Origin of the sequence: Vibrio sp. CCUG 15886 (genome assembly GCF_028570825.1) — a bacterium.
GTDB lineage: Bacteria > Pseudomonadota > Gammaproteobacteria > Enterobacterales > Vibrionaceae > Vibrio > Vibrio vulnificus_B.
Genome location: NZ_JAQQBT010000043.1, coordinates 1 through 1,512 on the forward strand (window position 1 = coordinate 1; position 1,512 = coordinate 1,512).

Genomic DNA, 1,512 nt, shown 5'->3' on the forward strand with positions numbered 1-1,512 from the left:
GCATGTTCAGTGAAATCGAGTAGGGCGGGACACGTGTTATCCTGTCTGAATATGGGGGGACCATCCTCCAAGGCTAAATACTCCTGACTGACCGATAGTGAACCAGTACCGTGAGGGAAAGGCGAAAAGAACCCCTGTGAGGGGAGTGAAATAGAACCTGAAACCGTGTACGTACAAGCAGTAGGAGCACCTTCGTGGTGTGACTGCGTACCTTTTGTATAATGGGTCAGCGACTTATATTCAGTGGCAAGGTTAACCATCTAGGGGAGCCGTAGGGAAACCGAGTCTTAACTGGGCGCCATAGTCTCTGGATATAGACCCGAAACCGAGTGATCTAGCCATGGGCAGGTTGAAGGTTGAGTAACATCAACTGGAGGACCGAACCGACTAATGTTGAAAAATTAGCGGATGACTTGTGGCTAGGGGTGAAAGGCCAATCAAACTCGGAGATAGCTGGTTCTCCCCGAAAGCTATTTAGGTAGCGCCTCGGACGAATACTACTGGGGGTAGAGCACTGTTAAGGCTAGGGGGTCATCCCGACTTACCAACCCTTTGCAAACTCCGAATACCAGTAAGTACTATCCGGGAGACACACGGCGGGTGCTAACGTCCGTCGTGGAGAGGGAAACAACCCAGACCGCCAGCTAAGGTCCCAAATTACAGCTAAGTGGGAAACGATGTGGGAAGGCTTAGACAGCTAGGATGTTGGCTTAGAAGCAGCCATCATTTAAAGAAAGCGTAATAGCTCACTAGTCGAGTCGGCCTGCGCGGAAGATGTAACGGGGCTAAGTTGTAAACCGAAGCTGCGGCAATGTTCTTTGAACATTGGGTAGGGGAGCGTTCTGTAAGCCGTTGAAGGTGTGTTGTAAAGCATGCTGGAGGTATCAGAAGTGCGAATGCTGACATGAGTAACGACAAGGGGGGTGAAAAACCTCCCCGCCGGAAGACCAAGGGTTCCTGTCCAACGTTAATCGGGGCAGGGTAAGTCGACCCCTAAGGCGAGGCCGAAAGGCGTAGTCGATGGGAAACGGGTTAATATTCCCGTACTTCTTACAATTGCGATGGGGGGACGGAGAAGGCTAGGTGGGCCTGGCGACGGTTGTCCAGGTTCAAGTGCGTAGGCTGAGTGTTTAGGTAAATCCGGACACTCTTAAGGCTGAGACACGACGTCGAGCTACTACGGTAGTGAAGTCATTGATGCCATGCTTCCAGGAAAAGCCTCTAAGCTTCAGATTGTAAGGAATCGTACCCCAAACCGACACAGGTGGTCGGGTAGAGAATACCAAGGCGCTTGAGAGAACTCGGGTGAAGGAACTAGGCAAAATGGTACCGTAACTTCGGGAGAAGGTACGCTCTTGATGGTGAAGTCCCTTGCGGATGGAGCTGACGAGAGTCGCAGATACCAGGTGGCTGCAACTGTTTATTAAAAACACAGCACTGTGCAAAATCGTAAGATGACGTATACGGTGTGACGCCTGCCCGGTGCCGGAAGGTTAATTGATGGGGTTAGCG

The 1,512-nt window shown here is 51.4% G+C and carries 1 rRNA gene; it reads left to right on the forward strand.

What is annotated here, in order from left to right:
- Positions 1–1,512, forward strand: a 23S ribosomal RNA gene (locus PQQ36_RS22410); the annotation flags it as partial.